This window comes from Streptomyces sp. NPDC047315, from assembly GCF_040643215.1.
In the GTDB taxonomy this organism is placed as follows: domain Bacteria; phylum Actinomycetota; class Actinomycetes; order Streptomycetales; family Streptomycetaceae; genus Streptomyces.
Map to the genome: position 1 here is coordinate 38,672 of NZ_JBEYTZ010000044.1, position 22,468 is coordinate 61,139.

General features: G+C 67.7%; 12 protein-coding genes and 3 pseudogenes. 8 read left to right on the forward strand and 7 right to left on the reverse strand.

Annotated elements, in window-relative coordinates; all coding sequences use genetic code 11:
• The first annotated feature begins 4 nt into the window (after positions 1-4).
• Positions 5-676 carry a TetR family transcriptional regulator gene (locus tag ABZ842_RS34565; RefSeq protein WP_361546215.1) on the forward strand — a complete coding sequence of 224 codons (672 nt, stop codon included), beginning with the start codon at positions 5-7 and terminating at the stop codon, positions 674-676.
• Between the two features lie 64 nt (positions 677-740).
• On the opposite strand, the gene ABZ842_RS34570 is transcribed toward ABZ842_RS34565, so the two are convergent.
• From ABZ842_RS34570 to ABZ842_RS34585, 4 genes are all read right to left on the reverse strand, one after another.
• Positions 741-3,164 (reverse strand): galactose oxidase early set domain-containing protein, encoded by a 2,424-nt coding sequence (locus ABZ842_RS34570; protein ID WP_361546251.1) that lies wholly within the window; start codon positions 3,162-3,164, stop codon positions 741-743.
• Between the two features lie 44 nt (positions 3,165-3,208).
• A complete protein-coding gene (locus ABZ842_RS34575; RefSeq protein WP_361546254.1) occupies positions 3,209-4,831 on the reverse strand; it encodes a glycosyltransferase family 39 protein in 1,623 nt (540 codons plus the stop codon).
• Between the two features lie 143 nt (positions 4,832-4,974).
• Positions 4,975-6,291 carry a glycosyltransferase gene (locus ABZ842_RS34580; RefSeq protein ID WP_361546218.1) on the reverse strand — a complete coding sequence of 439 codons (1,317 nt, stop codon included), beginning with the start codon at positions 6,289-6,291 and terminating at the stop codon, positions 4,975-4,977.
• 216 nt (positions 6,292-6,507) lie between these two features.
• The gene (locus ABZ842_RS34585; RefSeq protein WP_361546221.1) at positions 6,508-8,559 is read right to left on the reverse strand and encodes a thioredoxin domain-containing protein; all 2,052 of its coding nucleotides are present in this window, start codon (positions 8,557-8,559) and stop codon (positions 6,508-6,510) included.
• A 434-nt stretch (positions 8,560-8,993) separates the two neighbouring features.
• Here ABZ842_RS34585 and ABZ842_RS34590 point away from each other — a divergent pair.
• The 5 genes and pseudogenes from ABZ842_RS34590 to ABZ842_RS34610 all read left to right on the forward strand — a co-directional run.
• Positions 8,994-9,164, forward strand: a pseudogene (locus ABZ842_RS34590) (NUDIX hydrolase); the annotation flags it as partial.
• Between the two features lie 152 nt (positions 9,165-9,316).
• Positions 9,317-12,892, forward strand: a complete 3,576-nt coding sequence (locus tag ABZ842_RS34595; protein WP_361546224.1) for a DEAD/DEAH box helicase family protein — start codon at positions 9,317-9,319, stop codon at positions 12,890-12,892.
• Complete coding sequence (locus ABZ842_RS34600) at positions 12,889-14,331, forward strand: hypothetical protein (protein ID WP_361546227.1); 1,443 nt, start codon at positions 12,889-12,891, stop codon at positions 14,329-14,331. Before ABZ842_RS34595 ends, ABZ842_RS34600 begins: the two co-directional genes overlap by 4 nt.
• Entirely contained in the window at positions 14,328-15,860 is a 1,533-nt protein-coding gene (locus tag ABZ842_RS34605; protein WP_361546230.1) for a class I SAM-dependent DNA methyltransferase, read from the forward strand. Before ABZ842_RS34600 ends, ABZ842_RS34605 begins: the two co-directional genes overlap by 4 nt.
• A gap of 61 nt (positions 15,861-15,921) precedes the next feature.
• A complete protein-coding gene (locus ABZ842_RS34610) occupies positions 15,922-16,587 on the forward strand; it encodes a hypothetical protein (protein WP_361546233.1) in 666 nt (221 codons plus the stop codon).
• 190 nt (positions 16,588-16,777) lie between these two features.
• On the opposite strand, the pseudogene ABZ842_RS34615 reads toward ABZ842_RS34610, so the two are convergent.
• Positions 16,778-17,302: pseudogene (locus ABZ842_RS34615) on the reverse strand (zinc-binding dehydrogenase); the annotation flags it as partial.
• 250 nt (positions 17,303-17,552) lie between these two features.
• A pseudogene (locus ABZ842_RS34620) lies at positions 17,553-17,639 on the reverse strand (hypothetical protein); the annotation flags it as partial.
• A 333-nt stretch (positions 17,640-17,972) separates the two neighbouring features.
• Here ABZ842_RS34620 and ABZ842_RS34625 point away from each other — a divergent pair.
• Together ABZ842_RS34625 and ABZ842_RS34630 are read left to right on the forward strand one after the other, a co-directional pair.
• Positions 17,973-18,572, forward strand: a complete 600-nt coding sequence (locus ABZ842_RS34625) for a TetR/AcrR family transcriptional regulator (RefSeq protein ID WP_361546236.1) — start codon at positions 17,973-17,975, stop codon at positions 18,570-18,572.
• A gap of 145 nt (positions 18,573-18,717) precedes the next feature.
• The gene (locus ABZ842_RS34630) at positions 18,718-19,563 is read left to right on the forward strand and encodes an alpha/beta hydrolase (protein WP_361546239.1); all 846 of its coding nucleotides are present in this window, start codon (positions 18,718-18,720) and stop codon (positions 19,561-19,563) included.
• Positions 19,564-19,663: 100 nt separating this feature from the next.
• Here the strand turns inward: ABZ842_RS34630 and ABZ842_RS34635 are convergent, their stop codons facing one another.
• Complete coding sequence (locus tag ABZ842_RS34635; RefSeq protein ID WP_361546242.1) at positions 19,664-22,468, reverse strand: alpha/beta fold hydrolase; 2,805 nt, start codon at positions 22,466-22,468, stop codon at positions 19,664-19,666.

The following is a 22,468-nucleotide window of genomic DNA, read 5'->3' on the forward strand; positions in this document are numbered from 1 at the left end:
CGGCATGGCACCCACCGCACGTCCCCCCGCCGACGCCCCGACCGGCCTGGTCGCCCTGGCCGGAATGGACGAGCGCCTCGCCCGCACGCTGCCGCAGCTCGGGCTGCGGGAGCGGAAGAAGATCAAGACCCGGATCGCGATCCGCACGGCGATGTACCGCCTGGTGGCGGAGCAGGGGTACGAGGCGACGACGGTGGAGCAGATCGCGGACACGGCGGAGGTCTCCCCCTCCACTGTCTTCCGTTACTTCCCCACCAAGGAGGACATCCTCCTCACCGACGAGTTCGACCCGTACCTGGAAGAGCAGTTGCGCGGCCGGCCGGCCGGCGAGGACCCCCTGGTGTCGCTGGTGCACGTGGTCCGGGAGGCGATGCAGCACGCCCAGCAGGAGACGTACGCCGAGGTCGCCCTGCGGACCCGGCTGATCCTGGAGGTGCCGGCGCTGCGGGCCCGGATGACGGAGACCATGGCCGCGACGTCGCAGGTGCTCATCCGCGCCATCGCGGACCGCACCGGCCGCTCCCGGGACGACCTGGAGCTGCGGGTGTTCGCGGCTGCGGTGCTGGGAGCGATGCGGGAGGCCCTGGTGGTGTGGGCGGAACGGGGGCACGAGGGCGATCTGATGGTCCTGGTGGACGAGGCGCTGGGCGTACTGAAGAACGGGCTGCGCGACTGACGCGCGCGGGGCCGGGGTAGGGCCGGGCCGGGGGCCGGGAACGTGAGCTCCCGGCCCCGCGGCATCACCCCCGGTCGCCCTTGCCGCAGGCGGTGCCGTCCCTGTTGCGGTCCAGACCCAACGGGTCCGTGCGGCCGTTGCGTTCCAGCCGTGGGTATCCGCGCTCGGTCAGCCAGTCGCAGCGGGCGGCGGGCGTTGCCGGGACCGCCTTCGGGAAGGCGACCGGCACGCACACCCCGATCGGGCCGTACGCCCGCTGGCAGCCGTCGACGGTCGGGCTGACGGGTGCCGACGAGCGCTTCTTCAGCGGCTTCTTCGCGGGCTGGGCCAAGGCGTCGGCGAAGTCGTGGACGTGTGCGTTGGGGTGGGTGTTGACCTGGGCGTCGGCGTCGGCCTTGGCAGATGCGGTCGGTGCGGGTCCGGTGCCCGGTCCGGTCGCGGGCCCGAGGTGGACCCACTTCGCCACCGACGGCACCCCGTTCGCGTCGACCGCGAACAGCATGTACCAGCCGGGCGGTGCCAGATTGGGGTTGCTGGTGACGTTGAGGTCGACGGCGTTGCCGCCGTGCACCGTCAGCGGCAGGTCGACGAAGCGCTGGTTGGGGTCCGACGAGTGGGTGACCGCCGCCGGTCGGATCAGCTCGGCCCTGGCGATCGGCCGGTCGACCTCGATCCGCTGGACGTCGCCGTAGTTCCAGCGCTCGTCCGGCACGGCGCTGATCTTCGGCCGCTCCCCCTTGAAGAGGTACGGCGGTGAGTAGACGGACACCTCGTGGTTCCAGGTGTTGTTCCCCGGGTTGTCGCCCGTCGACATCACCCGCCCGTCCGGCAGCAGGAACGACGACGAGTGGTAGCCGCGCGGAACCGGGTCCTTCGCCATGTCCGGCCGGTAGGTGTCCGTCGCCGGGTCGAACATGGACGCCTCGTACACCGGGTCGGCCCGGTCGTGCAGCCCGCCCCCGGTCTCGAAGACCTGCCCGTCCGGCAGCAGCACGGCGGACACGTACATCTTGCCCTCGCCGCCCCGCTGCGGGCGCCGGCCCTGCCCCTGGTCCACCTCGCCCTGCGGCAGCAACGGCCCCGGACGGTAGCGGGGGCTGGGCTCCTTGAGGTCGATGATGTCGGTGAGGCGGTTGGCGACCGGGTTGCGCTCGTTGTTGCCGCCGCCGATCGTCAGCACCCGCTGGTCCTGCGCGGGCGGCAGCAGCACGCTCGCCGACTGGTCGCGCTCGTCCTTGTTCTGGAGGCCGGGCACGTCGGTGACGGTGTTGCGGTCGTAGTCGTAGATCGACGCGCCCGTGCCCGGGGTGCCGTTGCCGAAGACGTGGCTGCCGGAGTAGAAGAGCCGGCCGTCCTGCATCAGGATCATCGACGGGTACAGCCCCCAGTACGACCAGGTCTGGTTGACCTGGTCGATGGGCAGCCAGCGGTTCTGCGCGGCGGAGAACCGCTCGGCAGTGACGTTGCCGGTGGAGTCCTCCTTGAGCCCGCCGAAGGAGAGCACGTCGCCGTTGCCGAGGACGGTCGCCGACGGGTACCAGTGCCCGTCGTGCATGTCGTTCGTACGGACGTACGCCTCGGTGTCCGGGTCGAAGACGTAACTGTCCTTCAGCCCCTGGTAGCCGAGGCGGCCGTCGGGCGTCGGGTAGCCCTTGTTGCCGCTCATGATCAGGACCTTGCCGTCCTGGAGTTGGACGTGGCCGGAACAGAACAGGTCGGCGGGGGTGGGGATCTGCTTCCACGTGCCGTGCGCCGGGTCGTACACGGCGGAGGTGAACGTGCCGGCCGCGAAGGCCGCGGGGTCGTTGCCGGAGCCGGCGATCACCAGCACCTTGCTGTTCTTCAGCACCACGGAGTGCATGGAACGCACCGGGTTGCGGGTCGGCAGCACGTCCCAGCGGCCCTTGGCGCACTCCTCCGCGGTGCCGGTGCAGCCAGGCTGGGGCACCGGGACGGAGACCTCCTCCATCGCGTAGTCGTCGGTGGTGACCGAGCCGAGCCCGTACACGGACACGCCCCAGGCGATCCGGTCCGTGCCCGGCGGCACGGCGGGCGTGCGCACCTCGGCCCGTGCGTAGCCGGCGCTGACCGGCAGGGTCATCAGGTCCGTCCAGTACTGCCAGCCCGCGGTGGCGTCGCGCCGGAAGAGGGTCACGGCGGTGTCGGGAGTGGTGCTCTTGTACCAGAGGGAAAGGTCGTACTGACGGTTCGGCGTCACGCGCGGCGCGCAGAGCGTGTTCTCGGCGATCAGGGCCTTGCGGTCGCCGTCCACGCGCCGGGTGAGTGTGACCTTCATGGCGGCGGAGCCGGTGCGGGCGTCGGCGACGGTGTCGAACGAGACGTCGTTCTCCCCCCAACCCGCCTTCTTCCAGCACTCGGGCATGCCGTCGCCGCCCGGGCCGCCCGGCGTCTCGAAGCCGGGGTTGCGCATCAGGTTGGGCTCGGCCGTGGCGGGGGTGGGCGAGGAGACGAGCAGCGCGGCGCTCACGGCGGTGGCGGCGAGCAGCGCGAGGGGCTTGCGGAAGGGGGTGCTCACCGTTCGCCTCCCACGGGTGAGGCCGGGGCCTGGCCGTCGGCATCGGCATCGGCATCGGCATCGGATCCGACGACGCGGCGGATCTCGATCCGGTCGTCACCGGTGCCGAAGACGACGATGGGGGTGGAGTTCTCCAGCGCCGCCTGCACGTTCGGCAGGGTCGGGGCGTCCCGGCGGACGGTGAGCGAGGAGACGACGTAGTCCAGGTCGCGCCAGCCGCGCGGCATCGACTTGGCCACCTCGGGGTCGAGGTCGGCCTTGTAGAACCAGATCGCGCCGGTGCTGGGCTCGTAGCCGTCGTGGACCAGGTCGAGCCAGAGCGCGTCGTCGACCAGGACCCGGGTGGACGCCGGGTCGCCCACCCGGTCCTCGAACCAGGCGGCGGCGGCCCGGTAGTGCTCGTTGGCGTCCTGGGTGAGGGCGTCGTGGTTGCTCGCGATCCAACGGGGCGTCAGCAGGGCGGCGGCGGTGAGGGCGAGGGCGACGACCGCGATGCGGCGGGTACGGGCGGGGCGTACGGCTTCGTCGTCAGAGTGCGCGGCGGGGTGCGCGGCGCGGCGCCGGTGCAGGATCGCGTGCACCGCGCTCGCCGCCGCGCCCGCGAGGACCAGGGCGAGGAACGGCAGGGCCTGGATGACGTACATCGCGGGCAGGTAGCCGTCGGGGCGGAACGCCACCAGGGCCAGCAGGGCGACGGCGAGCGCGGGCCCGGCGAGGGCGCGTGCGGTCACGGACCGCTTGAGGGCCGTCAGCAGGAGCAGGGCCGCCGCCGTGCCGGCGAGCGGGAGCACCGGGTCGTAGTACAGCCACGCCTCGAACGTCTTGTGGGAGCCGGTGCCGGCGTCGAGGAGGAAGCCGGAGCCGGGGCGGCTGAGTTGGTAGCGCACGCCGTCGACCAGCGAGACGTGGTCGGGGCCGGCGAAGAGCTCGCCGTTGAGCAGGGCGTACAGCGGGTACGCCAGACCGATCAGCACGCAGGAGGTCACGGCGCCCGTGATGGCGAACTTGCGGGTGTCGCGGTGGCTGTGGCGCCACAGGGTGAGCAGCAGGGCGGGCAGGACGATCAGCATCGTCTCCTTGGAGAGCACGGAGACGGCGCCCGCGACGCCGGCGGCGAACTGGTGCCACAGGTGCCGGCGGGGGGACGCGGCCAGGCAGAACGCCAGCAGCATCCACATGACCGCGATGTTGTCGAGGAAGATCTCCCGCTGGAAGTGGACGGAGAGCGGGGAGAGCCCGAACAGCGCCGTGGCGAGGGCGGCGGCCCACCGGGGCAGGAAGAGCCGGCGGGCCAGTACGTAGACGAGGACCGCGCTCACCGCGCTGATCAGCAGCATGGCGAAGCGCATGGGTGCCACGGTCATCGCTTCGGGCGCGAGGAGGGCGGGGAGGTAGGTGAGCCCGGCGAGTTGGAGCCAGCCCAGCGGCGGATGGTCGTACCAGTACGTGTAGTGGGCCAGGCCCTCGCCCTGCTGGACCGCCCACGCCTGGGAGAGGTACGTGCCCTCGTCGTCGCTGAGGGCCGGGAAGTTGGTGATGTTCCAGCCCTGGACGAGGACGATCACGGCCACGAGGCCGAGGCATATGAGCAGGTCGGGGCGGGAGGACCGGAAGCGTATGACGGGGCGGGGCGTGGTGCGTAAGTTCGCGGAAGCGGGCGCTGGAGCGGGAGCGGGAGCGGGGGCGGGGGCGGGCGCGGTGTCGTTCGGAGCGCCGTTCGGGGTGTCGTTCGGGGTGTCGTTCGGGGCGGGCAGGGTCGTCGTCACCGGTGGGCGTCCTCTCTGAGCTCGGCGGCGGCCGTGGCGCGGGTGTCTGTGGGCCGGGAGTCAGTGGCGCGGGTGTCGGTGAGGTGGGCGCCGACGTGGCTCGTCAGCTCCCACTCGTTGCGCCCGCGCTGCTCGCGCCAGACCGCGCGCAGGGCCGCGCCCGCGAGGAGCACCTGGTAGAAGGGGCCGCCGGCGATGAGCTTGAGGTAGTGCACGAAGCGGACGCGCAGCCCGTACTGCTTGCCGAAGTCGTGCAGTCCGACGATCTCGAAGACGAAGGTGACCACGGCAGCGACCGCCGGCAGGAAGGTCACCATCGTGGCGCCCACGGACACGTCGAGCAGGAGCGCGACGGCGACGTTCAGCGGGATGACCACCCCGGAGAACGCCTGGAGGAAGGGGGTCATCAGGGTGTAGCGGGCGAGCAACCGCTGTCTCCGGCCCGGCAGTTGCCGCCAGTCCTTCTTCCGGTACACCTGGAGGAAGCCCTGGTTCCAGCGGGTGCGCTGCTTGAGCAGGCTCAGCAGGGTGTCGGGGGTCTCCTCGCGGGTGACCATGTCGCTGTCGTACGCGACGACGACCTTCCTGCCGACGGAGGAGAGCCGGACGCCCAGGTCGCAGTCCTCGGCGAGGCAGTCGGGGTCCCAGCCGCCCGCGTCCCGCAGCACCCGGGTGCGGACGAAGACGGTGTTGCCGCCGAGCGGGATGAAGCCCTTCTCGGCGTGCAGGTGGAGCCGGCTGCGGAACCAGAAGAAGTACTCCAGGCAGTTGCGCAGGCTGTACCAGGAGGAGTGGAAGTTGATGAGCTGCACGCCGCCCTGGACGACGTCGGCGCCGGTGGTGGTGAAGGCGTGGTCGACGTGGGCGAGCAGCTCGGGGTGGACCTGGTCCTCGGCGTCGAAGACTCCGACGACGTCGCCGCGGCAGTGCGGCAGCGCGGTGTTGAGCGCCTTGGGCTTGTTCTTCTTCTCGTGGATGTCGGTGATGACGCGGACCCGCAGCGGGTCGCGCAGGGCGGCCCGCTCGGCGACGGCCGTGGTCTCCGGGTCGTCGTGGCCGACGATCACGATGATCTCGTAGTTGCTGTGGCTGGACTCCAGCAGCCGCTCGATCGTGTGCTCCAGCACGGCCTGTTCGTGGCGGGCGGGGAGCAGCAGCGAGAAGGAGAGCCCGACGTCGCCGTCGGGCCGGTCGAAGCTGGTGGCGGCCAGGATCTCGGGCGTGCGCCAGGCGTGCATCTGCCACCAGAGCGTGAAGACGGCCATGCAGAACAGGGCCATGGATACGGCCACGACGAACACCGATAACAGCACGAAGTCCCCCCTTGAACGCCCGCGCGCGGCGTCAGGACCCCCCTGCCGGCGTACGCGTACGCGTACGGTGCAGCCGGGCGGTCGGCACACTCCCCTGTGTGCGCTCCCGGCTACTCCATGTCGATGATGAGGGGACTTTATCGTCGAGCTGTGAAGATCTGGTGCCCAATTGAGGAACGCTGGCGCATTGCAGAGCTTTGGCGCGTTTGCGCTCACTCACTGCCGCGCCGCTGACCCCAACTGCTCGACCAGCTCGGCGGGTTCGGCGGTGGGCGTGCGGCAGGTGAAGGCGCGACAGACGTACGCCGCGGCCCGCCCGTCCACCAGGGGCCGCCCCCGCAGCAGGGGGAACTCCTCGCCGTCCGGCTCGCCCACGGCGACGACCGCGCCCGGCGCGGTGCCCAGCAGCGCGGTGCGGTGCAACTCCGCCGCGGCCGGGTCGCCCGCGAGGCCGACGACGGCGACCTCCCGCGGCCCGTCCAGCAGCGCCTCCGCCACCGCGAGCCCCCACCCGATGAACCGCGGCGCCCGCGGGCCGAGCGCCTTCACCACCCCGAGCGCCTGCTCGGCGGCGGTGCGGTGGGCCTCGGAGCCGGTGTGCGCGGCGTACGACAGCAGGGCGCCCGCGGCGGCGCTCCAGCCGGAGGGGGTGGCGTTGTCCGTGGGGTCCTGGGGCCGCCGGATCAGCTGTTCGGCGTCGTGCGCGGTGTCGAAGAGGGTCCCGTTCTCCCCGGTGAACAGGTCGATCACCAGGTCCAGCAGGACGCCGGCGAAGTCCAGCCACACGCCTTCGCCCGTGACTCCGGCGAGGGTGACGAAGCCCTCCGCCACGTCGGCGTAGTCCTCCAGCACGCCGGCGTTCGCACCGGCGATGCCGTCCTTGGAGGTGCGCACGAGCCGGGCGTGGCTGTCCATGTGCACCCGCACCAGCAGATCGGCGGCTTCAGTGGCCCGTTCGACCAGGTCGGGCCGGTCGAAGTACGCACCGGTCTCGGCGAGCGCGGCGATCGCGAGGCCGTTCCACGCGGCGACGACCTTGTCGTCCCGGCCGGGTCGGGGCCGCTGCTCGCGCGCGGCGAGGAGCCGGCACCGGATGTCCTCCACGGCGTCGGCGTCGAACTCGCCCCCGCCCTCGTCCTCGTACCGGCGCGGCAGTTGGAGCACGGACGCGCCCTCCTCGAAGGTCCCCGTCTCCGTCACCCCGTAGACCGCCGCGGCGCGCAGCGCGTCCTGCTCGCCGAGGACCTCGCGCAGCTGCTCGGGCGTCCACACGTAGAACGCGCCCTCGGCCGCGTTCCCCTCGGCGTCATGGCTGTCCGCGTCCAGCGCGGACGCGAACCCCCCTTCGGCGGTGCGCAGTTCGCGCACCATGAAGTCCGCGGTGTCCAGGGCGACCCGCCGGGCCAGCTCGGAGCCGGTGGCGCGCCACAGGTGCGCGTACACCCGGCACAGCAGCGCGTTGTCGTACAGCATCTTCTCGAAGTGCGGCACGACCCACTCACGATCGACGGCGTAGCGGGCGAACCCCCCGCCGAGCTGGTCGTGGATGCCGCCGCGGGCCATCGCCTCGCAGGTGTCGACCGCCATCTGCAGCGCGCCGTCGGCACCGGTGCGGGCGTGGTGGCGCAGCAGGAACTCCACCACCATCGCCGGCGGGAACTTCGGCGCACCCCCGAACCCGCCGTTCCGCTCGTCGTACTCCCTGGCCAGCCCGAGCAGCGCCTTCGCCTGCTCGTCCGCCCCCGGCACGCCCTCCCCGCCGTGCGCCAGCGACCGCCCCGCCAGATCACGGGTGATCTTCCCGGCCACCTCCGCGACCTCCTCGCGCCGCTGCGCCCACGCGGTGGCGACGCCCTCCAGCACCTGTCGGAAGGAGGGCATGCCGTGGCGCGGCTCGGGCGGGAAGTACGTCCCGAAGTAGAAGGGCTCGGCGTCCCCCGTCAAAAAGACGGTCATGGGCCAGCCGCCCTGCCCGGTGGCCGCCTGCACGGCCTCCATGTACACCGCGTCGACGTCCGGCCGCTCCTCGCGGTCGACCTTCACCGCGACGAAGTGCTCGTTCAGGTACGCGGCGGTCTCCTCGTCCTCGAAGGACTCGTGCGCCATGACGTGACACCAGTGACAGGAGCTGTAGCCCACCGACAGCAGCACGGGCACATCACGCCGCCGCGCCTCCTCGAACGCCTCCGGCGTCCACGGCCACCAGTCGACCGGATTGTCAGCGTGCTGAAGCAGATAAGGCGAGGTCACACCAGCCAGCCGGTTCATGCGGCCAGCCTCTCACAACGCCTTGCGCGGCCAGCGAAACCTGCGCGAGCCCACCTCGCTTGGCCGAATCGCACGGGCAAGCCCTCTCGTCGGTGTCGAGCTTCCCCGGCACTCCTCCCATTCGGGCGGCCCGGCACCCCAAACAGTAGGTTGGGCGCAGCAGCACTGGGCCTGTCGAGGCTCCTCGAAGGAGGTACACCATGACCGCCGAGACCGTCGTGAGCCCGAGCACCTCGAAGCGGCATAACCGGCTGGCCCGGATCCTGGCGCATGCCTACTTTGGGCTTCACGGGCCTCAACAGAGCAGTCGCTCCCTCCGACGGCAGCGGTCCAGCGGTAGACGAGCACCGGCCCAGGCACTGCGGGTAGTTACTGACGTGGTGTGAACGGTGTCGTCGCTGGTCATCGGTGGCCGGCTCCCTACTCTCTCCCTCCCAATGAGTGGTGTGCTGTGCGACTACTTCTTGTACGAGTACCTGGCCGGTGAAGCCACCAACAGCAACACGGTAGAGAGCGTCGACGTCATGTGGATTCCGGGAAACGCTGCGCCTCGGTTCATCCCCGCCGATACGATCTTCAAGCACCTTCTGGCCACTCTGGAGGAACCGCGAACACAAAGGAACAGAGTGCCTACAAGCCGGGGACCTCCGCGGCCATCGTGGTGCAGGACGGCCGCGTGCTGATGCTGCAGCGGCCCGTGAAGGTTGAGGCCCGGCTGTTGCCAATCGGGCATGCTGGTGTTTGAACAATAATGCGGATGGGAGCAGCAGTGGGGGCACAAGCAGCGGGTGGTCGGGACCCAAGGATTCTCGGGCTCGCAGCGGCCTCGGTGAACTTCGGCTTCCTACTCCAGCACCTGGATCTGCTTGTCCTGTACGGTGCCGGCGCAGAGGCATCGATCTTTGATGACCCCAACATCGCGCTCTTTAAGTCGCGCCAGTTCGGTGAAGCCATGGCAGCTGACCTGGTGCGCCGGTTCCAGCTTCGACCTGAGAGGGATCAGCAGACCGATCTACTGCGCGCTCTGGCGCGCGAAGGTGTACTGCACGGCAGTGTGGGTCGAGCATTCGACCAGGTGCGCCTTCTCGGCAACCGAGCAGCGCACCAAGGTTACGCCGAGCAACGTGCTGCCTTCGAGGCCGTAAAGACCTGCTTCCGGCTCGGCGTCTGGTTCGACCGCCTCCTCACCGGTACCCGCGAGCACCGTGCCTGGATTCCACCCAAGCCTCCGAATCAGGAGCCGCCGGTCGGCGCGAGCGAGCAACGAGAGTTTTCCCGTCTGAATGACGACTACGAGCAAGTCGTCCAGAGGCTTGCGGATATCAAGCTGAACCTTCAAAGCACCATGAGCCGACTCGATTCCGAGCAGGCTGCACGTGATCTGGCTGTGGCTGACCTGGCCAAGGCACAGGCCGATCAGGTCCAACTCGCCGAGCTGCTCGCTTCACTTCAGGAAATCGCTCAGCAGCCGGTAACTGAGGCGCTGGGGGAACGGAAGTCGACGAAGCCAGACGCCGCCGAGCGCGATCGTTGGCTTCGGAACGCCGAACCCGCCTCCCGTGAGCCACTGACCGAAGCCCAAGTTCGCGTGGCCCTCGACCGCATGCTGGCGGATGCCGGCTGGGCCGTGCAGAACGACACCGCGGCTGAGGTGGACCTCACCGCTCGCCGGGGCGTGGCACTGCGCGAAGTCACAGTCGGAGCTGGTCGCGCCGATTACCTGCTGTATGTCAACGAGAAGCTGGTCGGTGTCATCGAGGCCAAGCGCGAGGGAGCCGATCTCACCGCTGCGGAGTCCCAGGCCGACGGCTACGCGCAGAACCTCACCTCGGCCCAGCGGTTCTCGGCCTGGCGACAGGACCTACCGTTCCGCTACGCCAGCGACGGAGGGACGACCCGATTCCGCAACACCCTTGACCCTGACTCACGATCGCGCCGAGTGTTCTCCTTCCACCGGCCGGAAACACTATCGCTGTGGATCCGCGAGGCGGAGGAGGACCCCCAGGCCCCTACGTTTCGCGCCAAGATGCGCTGGCGCATGCCGGAGCTCGACACCAGCACGCTGCGTCCCGCTCAGATCGAGGCGGTCACCGGTCTGGAGCAGTCCCTGGCGATGGACAAACCACGTGCTCTCATTCAGATGGCAACCGGCGCCGGCAAGACCTACACAGCCGTTACCTTTAGCCACCGCCTGGCCAAGTACGCCAACGCTCGCAAGATCCTCTTCCTCGTCGATCGCAACAACCTCGGGGCTCAGGCTGAGGGCGAGTTCAACAACTACGTCATCCCGGGAACCCGTCGAAAGTTCCCGGAGGAGTACAACGTTCAGCGCCTGTCGAACGGAGCCGAACTGGAGGACTCCACGAAGGTTGTCGTCTCGACTGTCCAACGGCTGTGGCTAGCGCTTGCCGGCAAGCCCATGCCTTCACTCGAGAGCGATGAGCCCGAGATCGTCGAAACCGACCAGCCCATTGAGGTGCAGTACAACAAGAATGTCCCGCCCGAGACTTTCGACCTGATCATTGTCGACGAGTGCCACCGGTCGATCTACGGCCAGTGGCGCAACGTGCTTGAGTACTTCGATGCTCACCTCGTCGGGCTGACCGCCACGCCGGTGTCCCAGACCTTCGGTTTCTTCGACCGGAACCTGGTGTCGGAGTACACCTTTGAGCAGGCTGTCGCCGACAACGTGAACGTGGACTTCGATGTGTACCGCATCCACACCAAAGTCACCGCACAGGGTTCGACGATTCCCTCGGGCGTCACCGTCCCGGTGGTGGACCGGCGGACCCGTCGGCAGAAGTACGAGGAGCTCGATGAGGACATGACTTATAGAGCCGCCCAGGTCGGCGCCTCGGTCATGTCTAAGGACCAGATGCGTCTCGTCATCAAGACCTTCCGAGAAAACCTCTACTCCGATATCTTCCCCGAGCGAGCCAAGATCCCAGCCGACAAGCGGATGGTCCCCAAGACGCTGGTGTTCGCCCGCAATGACCTGCACGCGGATGAAATCGTCCAAATAATCCGCGAGGAGTTTGGCCGGGGCAATGACTTCTGCAAGAAGATCACACACAAAGCGGAGAAGACTCAGAACCTCATCAGCGACTTCCGGAACTCCGCCGAGCTCCGAATCGCCGTGACAGTCGACATGATCGCCACCGGAACCGACGTCAAGCCGCTTGAGTGCCTGGTTTTCCTACGGGACGTACGGTCGTGGGCCTACTTCGAGCAGATGAAGGGCCGGGGCGCCCGCACCATCTCTCGGACCGACTTCGCCAAGGTCACCCCCGACGTAGGCGAAAAGGTGAGGTTCGTCATCGTCGATGCCGTCGGCGTGACCGAGAACCCCAAAGTCGACGCTGCTCCGCTTGATCGCGACCCCGTGCAGCGTCAGTCGCTGGAGAAGCTACTGCGCAACGCCGGCAATGGCAGCATCACGCCGGACGAGGTCTCCACGCTGGCCGCCCGCCTGGCGCGGCTCGACAAGCAGATTTCGGAGGAAGACCGGCTGGAGCTGGAGAAGCTGGCCGGCGTGCCGCTGCGCCAGATCACCCGCACCATGGTCGACGCCGTCTCGGTCGACGCCCAAGATGTCGCCAATGCGCGCGGGGGCGATAAGGCCGTCTACGAGCTTGCCCGGCAGTCGGTAGCTCCACTGGCCGGCAACAAGAAACTACGTGAGCGGATCTTGGAGATCCGTCGGGCGGCGGACGTTGTCGTCGACGAGGTCACGGCCGACAAGCTGCTGCACGCCGGTGCCGTGGTGATAGATCGGGACGACGCCGAGAGCGTCATCACATCGTGGCGCAAGTACGTCCAAAAGCACCAGGACGAGATCCTGGCCTTCCAGGTGGCCTATGCCGACCGGACGCTCAGCCCGCGCGAGGTTTTCGGTAGGCTGAAGGAGATCGCGCGTCGGCTGGAGCGTCCGCCGCACCGCTGGACACCCGAAGGCCTGTGGCGGGCATACGAGGCACTAGACCTGGCGGCTGGCAAGCGCGGCGTGAAGCACGGGCCAGCTGATCTGGTCTCCATCATCCGGTTCGAGCTAGGCCTCGACGAGGAGCTGCGGCCGTACCGAGAGGTGATCGAGGAGCGGTTCGCCGCCTGGGCACTGCGCCAAGAGCAGGCTGGTGTGATCCTCTCCGACAAGCAGCGCTGGTGGCTGGAGCAGATCGCTGAGGCAGTTGCGAAGAATGTACGCTTCGACACGGCCGACCTCGACCATCCACCGTTCACGCAGCGCGGCGGCACTGACGGTTACCTCGCCGACTTCGGTGAAGAGGCCGCCGTGCGGTACATCAACGAGCTAGATCAGGAGCTGAGCGCGTGATCTCGGGGCTGCCAGACGGCTGGGTTCGGACGACGCTTGGGGAGCTGACGCAGCCGTCAACAGTACGCGAAATTCCGGGAGATGCCGACGAACGCCCCTACCTTGCGATGGATGGACTCGAACCTCATACGGGTGTGGTTCAGTCACTAACGCGAGCCGGGGACTTCCGAAGCTCCGCTCCATTGGTCAAGCCCGGCTACACGCTTTATGGTCGACTTCGCCCATACCTAAACAAGGTGACAGAGGCCTCATTCGATGGCCTGTGTTCGGCAGAATTCATCCCCCTTCCCAGCCAGCCGTGGCTAGCGCCACGATTCTTGATGTACCGTCTAATGGCGCCCGATTTCGTACGCTTTACGACTCGACTGAACGACGGCGATCGACCTCGCGTCAAGTGGGAGCAAATCTCCTCCTTCGAGATCAACCTGCCGCCCCTTGCGGAGCAGTATAGAATCGTCACTGCGGTCGAGGATAACTTTTCCCGCCTAGAGGCTGTTCGAGGTTACGCTAGAGCAGCACAGTTGCGCGCAGATTCCCTCACGTGGACCCTAAAGTCTCGCGCCGCGCAGGGCAGATTGGGCGCGAAAGGGAAGAGCCTTCCTGAGGCAGTCGACAGCATCAGGCTAATCGACGATCGAGCGAACCAGAAGTTTGACTATAAGCTTCTGGAGCCACTTCCAGAGGGCTGGAAATGGCGAATTGCCCAGGATATCTGCACGCCAATCACAAGCGGGTCGACTCCCGCAAGTAACCTGATGTACGAGAATGAAGGCGACATTCCTTTCCTGAAGGTCTACAACATTTCCCCATCAGGGTTTATCGACTTCACAATCAAGCCCACCTTTATCGATGAAGATACGCACAATGGCAAGCTTCGCCGTTCTCGCGTCCGACCGGGCGACGTACTGACCAACATCGTCGGCCCGCCGCTCGGGAAATCTGCCGTCGTGCCTGCCACTTTCCCGGAGTGGAACATCAATCAGGCGATCACGGCGTTTCGGGCCGGTCCGGAAATTCTCCCATCATGGCTTGCCTTGCTTTTGAGGTCACCATTCATTCTCGATAAGCTTAAGGCTACGGCCAAGGCGACTGCGGGTCAGTTCAATATTGCTGTCACGACCTGCCGCGCCTTGCCACTTCCCGTGCCACCTTTGGAAGTGCAGGCCGAGCTCGTGGCGCTTGCGGAGTCCTCGATCGACAAGTCGCAGCGACTGGCAGACCGAGTCGCTGATGTTTCCCAGCAAAGTGAACTGCTGCGCCGATCCATCCTCTCGGCAGCAGTTACCGGACGGCTTGTCCCGCAGGACGCCAATGATCAGCCAGCCTCAGCTCTCTTGGAGCAGATGAAAGCCCGGCAGATGCTCAATCCGCAACGCCGGCGGGCCAGACCGAAGGCTACGGCGTCGTCTAATTACGTCAAGGAAGAGCTGCCGCTGTGACCACATCGATCAATACTCCGGCCGGCGAGACCGAGGACACGCGGGTTCTTGTCAACCGCTTGTGGTCGTACTGTGAGCTCCTACGCCATTCTGGCGTATCAACCCTCGATTACGTCGAGCAGTTGACCTACCTACTGTTCCTCAAGATGGCTCAGGAAATGAAGGAGCGGCCTCTCAACAGGATCGAGGTCATTCCGGTCGGCCTGGACTGGCTTAGCCTGGCTTCAAAGAGTGGCGACAAGCTCAACGATCAGTACCAGTACGTATTGGCCGAGCTAGGTAAGAAGCCGGGCATGATCGGGGCCATCTTCAAGGGGGCAAGGTCGAAGATCCAGTCCTCAGCCACTCTGGAGAAGTTGATCAAGGATTTGATCAATAAGCACAACTGGGGCCGCACGACGGTCGACGTCAAGGGTGACGCCTATGAAGGATTGCTCCAGCGCGGTGCAGAGGATCGCAAGACTGGTGCTGGCCAGTATTTCACTCCCCGCTCAATCATCGACGCAATGGTGGAGTGTGTCGAGCCTGAGCCAACGGACATCATCATGGATCCGGCTTGTGGTACGGGCGGGTTCCTGATCGCGGCGGCTTCCTACATTGAGAAGCGTCATGGTTCCACTATGACCAGCGACCAGCGACGGCAGCTCCAGAACAAGGGCATCACTGGCGTGGAGTTGGTTGAGGAGACAGCTCGTCTCGCATCGATGAACATGCTGCTTCACAGTGTCGGCCTACCGAATGGAAACCCACTAATCGACGTGCGAGACTCGCTCGCTACCCCGCCTGGGCGCCATGCGACCGTGGTGCTGGCCAACCCTCCATTCGGAATTGGCACCATCAGCGGTGCAAACTACGGCGAGACTCGTGATGACTTCTGGACCAGCACGACCAACAAGCAACTGAACTTCATCCAGCACATCTTCTCGCTCCTGGAGGAGAACGGTCGGGCTGCGGTCGTGCTGCCCGACAATGTCTTGTTCGAGGCAGGGGTGGGTGAGACGATCCGGCGCAAGCTGCTTCAGGCATGCGACGTCCATACGCTTCTACGCCTTCCCAAGGGCATCTTTTACGCCAATGGAGTCAAGGCCAATGTGCTCTTCTTCGACAAGCGGAAGCCGAAGCCTGACGCAACCCCAGCAACAACCAAACTATGGGTTTACGACTACCGGACCAACCAGCACTTCACGATGAAGCAGAACCCGCTGCGCCAGGAGCACCTCCAGGATTTCGTGAAATGCTATATGCCTGGAAGGCCTCGAACCGAGCGCACAGAGACTGAACGGTTCAAGGCGTATGACTATGACGAGCTGATCGCACGAGAAAAGGTCAACCTCAACCTGAATTTCATTGAGGATGATTCCCTCACTGACGCCAGCTCACTGCCAGCTCCGGAGATTCTGATCCAGGAGATCATCGACGACCTGCAGGCTGCTCTCATCGAGTTCCAGGCAATCGGCGAAGGACTTGGGCTGACACCAGACGATTTGGAAGATGACCCCACAACTCTATCGGTGACCACGGTCGAGTAGTGCTACGATCCGCCCCGAGATCAACTGAGTTACCATTCAGACTTCTCGGGGGCGGACACACATGACCGGTACCACCTTCCAGCCGGCACCGGACGTACGGTGGGGGCAGTTCACGACCAACATTGACTTCTGTCGACGCATGGTGCATAGCGGCGCTGCACTGGAGAGCGCGGCCACCAGTCAGCTCAACCTGGGTGATCTGTCCCAGGTCGAGCACACGGACCTGTATCGAGCTGCTTGGGTCCAGGCTGTTTCCGCACTCGACCACTGGCTGCATCGGGAGATCGTCAGCCGCGCCATTGCGATCATCAACGATCGGCCCACACCGCGGCCTGATCGCCTGAAGAATTACGCGGTCTCCTGGCAGACCGTGGAAGACATGCAAAGCCGCTCGATCGACGACGTCATGACCGAGCATATGACTGAGCGTCTTGGTCGCGACTCCTACCAGAAGCCTGATCGAATTGCCGAGGGGCTCGGATATGTGACCCAGAAGAAGCAGGGCCAAATCTGGAAGGAAGTGGCTCAGCTCCTGAATTCACAGCCGACCGTAGAGTACGTCAAGCAGCGGCAGACCGAGATCGCCGACCGCCGCAACAAGATCGCCCACGAAGCCGATATTGACCACCTGGCGGGCGCCCGTCGGCCGATCACGGCTCCCGAAACGAGCGCCACGATCGAGTGGATCGCGAACCTCGCTACGGCGATCAAGGCTGTGCTGGGGTAGCCAATCGCCACCACCCCGTTCCCGGTGGCCTCCGCACAAGCTGACCCGTCAGTTCATCTTGCTGGTCGAAGCAGTGCCCTTACTGATTGGTAGCGGCAACACCTGATGCGGCTAGCGAAACCTGTGCGAGCCCACCTCGCTTGGCCGAATTGCACGGGTAGGCCATCACGTGGTGGTTGGTGCATGGACCTCATCGTCGGTGGAGCACCAGTTTTCCGGTGGTGCGTCCTGTGCGGCTCTCGTCGATCGCCGCGTTCACACCCTCCAGCGTCAGTGGGGAGGTGCGGGAGAGGTGAGGGCCGACTCGGTCGGCTTCGACCAGGTTGTTAACGCGGCGTTGGAGGTCTCCGGAAGCCTTGAGGGAGACGGGGAGGTACTTCGTTCCCCGCGGCCCCGCGCCCCGCAGTCTGCGGGCGGTGATCGTCGAGAGGAGCCGGGCCGCGGAGGCGAGGGTGACCACGCCGTCCTCGTCGCGCGCGATGGTGACGAATCGGCCGGCTGACCGTAGGGCGTGCTGCGCGTGGATCCACTGTTCGCGACCGCCGACGCAGTCGACCACCGCGTCGAACGAGTCCGGGCCGAAGCTGGCGGATACGTCGGTCGCGTTTCTGTCGATGGCCTCGTCCGCTCCTATGGAGCGTACGAACTCCTGGTTCCGCGCGCTGGCGACGCCCACCACGTGCGCCCCGGCTGCGCGGGCCAGTTGGACGACGAAGTGGCCGACGCCGCCGGACGCTCCGACTCACTGCGACGCGCGTGCCGGCCGCGACCCGGCCGCGGTCCAGACAGGTCATCGCGGTCTGGGCCGCCAGCGGGAGGGCTGCGGACTCGGCGAAGTCCAGCCCCGTTGGTATGTGGGCGAGCAGTCTTGCGGGGATGTTGGCGTACTGCGATGCGCCGCCTCCATGGTGCTCGTTGTCGGCGTGCACCCGGTCGCCCGCGCGGAAGGACGTGACCCCGTCGCCGACTTCGGTGACGACGCCGGCGAGGTCGAACAGCGGTGTGAACGGGAAGCGGCGGCGGGCGATGAGGCGTCGGTTTCCCTCGATCATCTGCCAGTCGATGGGGTTGATCGATGCCGCCCGGACGTGGACCTGCACCTCCTGGGGGCCAGGGGCGCGGACGGAGATCGCTTCGGAGAGCGCGAGGACGTCGTGGGGGCTCCGTAGCGGGTCTGCACGATCGCCTGCTGGGTTCGGGGCAGCGCACGGGAGTTCATCGGGCGGCCTCCTCAAGCCGGCCTGCGGGGCGATCCCGGGGCCACTTAGGCAGATTTTTGACTCATGGATCAGTACTGTACGACACGTTCAATAGTGGGAACAAAGGCCAGGAGGGGCTATTCTCAGGGCGTGGTGAAGTCGTCCAGTGAGTCCGGGGATCCGCGTGTGGCGCGCACACGGCGCGACGTGATCAGTGCGAGCGCGGCATCGCTGCTGGAGGACGGCTGGGCGGCGACGACGCACGCCGAGGTCGCCCGGCGGGCGGGGTACTCGAAGGCAACGATCTACGCGCACTGGCCCACGTCCGTCGACCTCGTGGGGGATGCGATCGCCCTGATCTGCGAGGGCGCCACGCACGCGGCGGTCAGCGGGGACCTCCACGAAGACCTCCACACCTGTCTGAGCGCGCTCGCGCAGACGTTGTCGGAGCGCCGGTACGACCGTTTGATGGCGGGCGTCATCGAACGCGCCGGCCACGACGAAGGTGCACGGGACCTCCAGCACCGGCTATACGGGACGGCCACGGCCGGAGTCCGCGGCGTCCTCACCGCGCACCTGCGGCCCGACGCCGTCGAGCCCTGCCTCGCCATGCTCGTCGGCGCCGTCCTCGTCCGGGTGACGTACGAGGGCGAAGCGGTGACCCCCGCGTTCATCACCGACGTCATCGACCGGACCCTCGCCCGCGCCGAGCGGAAGTTCGAACCCGCCGAGGGGGGCCGCGGTGCGGATCGTTCGGGGGATCGCCCGGCTGATCGACAAGCTTGACTATTACTCATAACGAAGATGCAGTAGGGGTACGTCGCAGGTTGGCGCGCGGCGTGGACCAGGGACAGTCCAGCAATGCCGTTCGCCGCTCACCACATGTCGCTGATCGTTGACCCCTGATCGCTGATCGTTGGGAGAGTCGTAGATGCCCGAGGTGGAACTTTCTGCCGGAACCATCGAGTACGAGGACACCGGCGGCAACGGCCCGGTGCTCGTGCTCTTACACGGAGTCGCCATGGACGGCTCGCTGTGGCGGAATGTCGTCGCCGATCTGCGGGCGGACTTCCGGTGCGTGGTGCCGACGCTTCCGCTGGGCGGGCACCGCAAGCCGATGAAGCCCGATGCCGACCTGTCCATCCTCGGAGTGGCCCGGCTGGTCGCCGAGTTCCTTGAGCGTCTCGATCTGCGTGACGTGGCCCTGGCGATGAACGACTGGGGCGGGGCGCAGGCGCTCGTCGCCGACGGTCGTACGGACCGTATCGGGCGGCTGATCATCACCTCGTGCGAGGCGTTCGACAACTTCCCGCCCGGGCTGCCCGGCGGCAATCTCGTCCTCGCGGCGAAGATGCCCGGTGGGCTGTCGGCGGCGTTCACGCTGTTGAAGCTCAAGTCCATGCGGCGGATGCCGCTGACGTGGGGCTGGATGAGCAAGCGCCCGGTGGACCACGCGGTCATGGACAACTGGTTCCGGCCGGTGTGGGACTCCCCCGAGGTCCGGCGCGACCTGCGCAAGTACATCCTGAGCGTGCCGCCCAAGAGCGAACTGCTGGATTGGGCCGAGAAGCTCCGCGGGTTCGACGGGCCCGCGCTCGTCGCCTGGGCGGAGGAGGACAAGGTCATGCCGCCCGAGCACGGCCGACGGCTGGCCGAACTCCTGCCCAATTCGCGGCACGTGGCGATCGCCGACAGCTACACCCTCATCCCCGAGGACCAGCCGACCGAGTTGGCCAAGCACATGGGTGAGTTCTTGGCGGAGACGGCGAACGCGTAACCGCTGAGCAGGCCGAGGCGCGTACGGCGCCTTGAGTACGACCACGAGGTCCCGGTCCTGGAGAAGGACCGGGACCTCGTCGTATGGGCCGCGGAAGGGGTTACGCCTCTAGCTCGGTCAGCCACTTCTGGACGGCCGCGGCGGAGCGCTCCGCGTGCTGTTCGATGATGGAGAAGTGGTCCGCGTCGATCGGTACGACGGTCCCCGCCGTGCGCCACGGCCGTCCCGGCGCGCCGTCCTGCGCGCCGCTGCCCTCTCGTCCCGGTTCGGCCCTGAGCAGTAGGACGGGCACGTCCAGGACGCCCGGCTCCCACTCGTCGACCAGGTGCAGATACGTACCCATGGCTGCGACGTTGTCCTCGGTCACGACGACGCCCTCCGGGTCACGGTCGAGGATCTGGCGCATGGCCCAGGCGAAGACGGCGCCCCGTTCGGCCGGTTCCGGGTCGAAGGTGTCGATCATGACGATGCCGGCGGGGGCGTTGCCGGTTTCGCACAGCCTGCGGGCCGTGGCGTGTGCGAGGACGCCGCCGATCGACTGGCCGAGCAGGACGAACGGGTTGCCGTCGGCGGCCCGGAGGGTGGACTCGGCCAGGGCGTCGGTCGCCTCGCGCCAGGTGGCGGGCGGGCCGGCGCCGTCGGCGAAGCCGGGCAGGGTCAGGCCGTGGGTCCGCAGGCGCGGGCTGAGTTCGCCGGCGAGTCGGATGAACTGGTGCGGTCCCGAGCCGGCCATGAACGAGGGGACGCAGACGACCGTCGGCGCCGCCGGGCCGTCGGTGATCAGGAGGGGTTGCGACGGTTCGGCACGGGCTCCGGACGGAGGTCCGAAGCGGGACAGGCCGGCGAGGACGGGCAGCATCTCGGCCAGTGCGTCGGCCTCGCGGGCCCGTCGGAGCGCGGTGACCAGGGTCCCGGTGGCGGGGCCGCTCGGGGAGCCCGCACCGGGGGCGGGGGGCGGGGTGGTGGCCCGTTCGTCGTCGTGCCGGCCGGCGGCGGTCAGGTGGGCGAGTCGTTCGGCGAGCGCGAGCGGCGTGGGGTGTTCGACCAAGGTGGCCGCGGGCAGGTCGACCAGGCCGCTGAGCGCGATGACGCGCTTGTGGAAGCGCACCATGCCCATGGAGTCCATGCCGGACTCGGCGAAGGGCCGGTCGGGTGCCACGTCGTCGGCGGATCCGTGGCCCATGACGGCGGCTGCTTCCGCCAGGACGAGGGCCAACGCGTCTTCGGTCGAGCGGATACGGGCGGCGGGGGGAGCTTCTTCCTCGTGCGTCGGCTCCGCCGCGTCGACCGATCCCGGAACAGCCGGGGTCACGGTCACGGTTCCGAGGGGCTGGTCCGGCGCGGCGTCCGGCCAGTACCGGCGGTGCTGGAAGGCGTACGTGGGCAGGGGCACGGCTCGACCGGCGAACACCGGACCCCACTCCACCCGCACCCCGTGCACGTGCAGCTCGCTCACGGCGCTGATCAGCGACTCGGGTTCGGACTGGCCGGTGCCGAGCGCCGCCGCCGTGGTGGCCGTCCCGTGCCCTGACTCCGCGAGGCAGTCCCGGGCGAGCGCGGTGAGGACGCCCGACGGGCCGAGTTCCAGGAAGTTCCGCACTCCCGTACGGCCGAGCCATCGCATGCCGTCCTGGAAGCGGACCGGCTGGCGGGCGTGGCGCACCCAGTACTCCGGGCCCGTCAGCTCGGCCGCGCCGAGGGGTACACCGGTGACGTTCGAGATGATCGGGATCGTCGGCGGGCGGACCTCGACGTGCCGTAGGGCATCGGCGAGTTCGTCGAGTGCGGGGTCCATGAGCGACGAGTGGAACGCATGGCTCACCTGGAGCCTTCGGGTGCGGCGCCCCTGCTGCTGCCACTGCGCGGCGGCTGCGGTGATCTCGTTCTCGGGGCCGGAGACGACGAGCGACCGGGGGCCGTTCACGGCCGCGACGCAGAGCCCGGAGGTACGGTCGGCGAGGCGCGCCGTCATCTCGTCCTCGGTCGCCTCGACGGCCAGCATCGCGCCACCGGAGGGGAGCTGCTGCATGAGGCGGCCCCGTGCGGTGACGAGGAGGGCTGCGTCCCGCAGCGAGAGCGCACCCGCGACGTGCGCGCAGGTCACTTCGCCGACCGAGTGGCCGAGGAGGAAGTCCGGGCGCAGTCCCCATGACTCGACGAGCCGGAAGAGGGCGACTTCCAGGGCGAAGAGCGCGGGTTGGGTGTAGGCGGTCTGGTGGAGAAGGGAATCCTCGCCGTCTTCGGGGTGGAGGATCGGGCGGAGCGGTCGGTCCAGGTGCCGGTCGAGTTCGTCGATCGTCTCGTCCAGTGCGGCCTTGAAGACGGGGTGGGCTTCGGCGAGTTGCCTGCCCATGCCGGCGTACTGGCTGCCCTGGCCGGTGAAGAGGACGGCCAGGCGGCGGTCGTGGCCCGCGGTGCCCCGTACGGAGCTGCCGGGTGCGCCCCCTCGGGACAGTTCGTGGAGGTCGGCGAGGAGTCGGGTGCGGTCGTGGCCGATGACGGCCGCCCGGTGGTCGAGGTGGCCACGGGTCGTGGCGAGGGAGTGCGCGACGTCGACCACGTCCAACGCGGGATCGGCGCTGACGTGCGCGTGCAGCCGGGCCGCCTGCTCCCGCAACGCGGCCGGCGACTTCGCCGACAACAACCACGCCACCTCACCGCCCGAACGGTTTTCAGTGCGGGGCGCGGCGGCGTCCGCTGAGGTGGCTTGCGGTGCTTCTTCGAGAATGACGTGGGCGTTCGTTCCGGAAATCCCGAATCCCGATATGCCGGCGCGGCGTGGTCGGTCGCCCGCCGGCCATTCCACCGACTCCGACAGCAACCGCACACCGTCCCACTCCACTTTCTCCGTGGGCTCATCGCCATACAAAGACGCCGGCAACACACCGTGCTGCAACGCCTCCAC